The organism is Polaribacter sp. BAL334, from assembly GCF_015767435.1.
Lineage (GTDB): Bacteria > Bacteroidota > Bacteroidia > Flavobacteriales > Flavobacteriaceae > Polaribacter.
On the sequence record NZ_JADWOV010000279.1, the window covers coordinates 1 to 501 of the forward strand.

The 501-nt window shown below is 25.3% G+C and carries 1 protein-coding gene; it reads left to right on the plus strand.

Annotated features, from left to right (window positions below):
- Positions 1-126 precede the first annotated feature (126 nt).
- On the plus strand, positions 127-501 hold a 375-nt coding region (locus IU405_RS07820), incomplete at its 3' end, for a hypothetical protein (RefSeq protein ID WP_197438057.1).

Here is a 501-nt window from a genome sequence, read left to right on the forward strand (position 1 = left end):
GTCTATAACTTATTTGATTCCATAAAAATCACTAACCTTTACAAATAGTTTTTTTGCATTCCTTTGCATTTATCTGCTGATTTATAGTCATTTATTAATTATTATTTTTTTTGTAAGTTTGTTTCAATGAAAAGCACTGGTAACATAGACTTTATAGTTAGAGGCAAAATAAGCAATTTGGTAATATCACCAAATCATATTAGTGTGTCGTTACTAAACTCTTTTTCAAAAGATATTTCTGATTTACTTAATACAATTCAAGAAGCAAAAAAAGAACAAATCATAGTCTCTATTGAAGAAGGTTCATTTAAGATAAAAGCAGCTATGCTTTTGGCATCTATTAATATTATTAATGCTGAAATCAAAACACTACAAGAAACAAACGACCTTAATAGTATTAACGAAAAAAGAGGTTTGATTTATGAAAAATGGATTTCAAATGCTATTGAAAATAATTATGAGTTTGAAATTAAACCTCAAAATGATGATAGTCTAATAATA